We start from the raw sequence: 514 nt of genomic DNA, 5'->3' as shown, positions 1-514 counted from the left end.
CACAGTTGGCTGGCTGCAGCGGGGCGATGTCGATGCCGGTGGCGGCCATCGGCGCCATCCACGCGCCATCCGAGCCCAGTTCCGGCCAGCTGCCGCCGCCGAGCGCGAACACTACCGCGTCGGCCGTCACCGTCGTTTCGCCATCGGGCGTCTGGAAGCGCAGCGCGCCCGCGTCATCCCAGCCGGTCCAGCGATGCTGCACGTGGAAGCGCACGCCCTGTTCCTTCAGCCGGCGCACCCAGCCGCGCAGCAGCGGCGCGGCCTTGCGGTCCACCGGGAACACACGGCCGGAACTGCCCACGTAGGTTTCCACGCCGAAGTCCAACGCCCAGGCGCGCAGCGCCTCGGCATTGAAATCGGCCAGCCACCCGCCCACCGCCTCCGCGCGCTCGCGGTAGCGCGAAACGAACACGTCAGGCGCGTCGGAGTGGGTCAGGTTGAGGCCGCCCTTGCCGGCGATCAGGAACTTGCGACCGGGCGAGCCCTTGGCCTCGTACAGATCGACGGCGTGGCC

At 71.4% G+C, this 514-nt stretch carries 1 protein-coding gene; it reads right to left on the bottom strand.

Annotation, left to right across the window (positions count from 1 at the left end; all coding sequences use genetic code 11):
* On the bottom strand, positions 1-514 hold a 514-nt coding region (locus AAE045_RS24420), incomplete at both ends, for a TIGR03862 family flavoprotein (protein ID WP_455549872.1).

Source organism: Dryocola clanedunensis, assembly GCF_038405435.1.
Lineage (GTDB): Bacteria > Pseudomonadota > Gammaproteobacteria > Enterobacterales > Enterobacteriaceae > Dryocola > Dryocola clanedunensis_A.
This window is presented reverse-complemented; position numbering and strand designations above follow the sequence as displayed.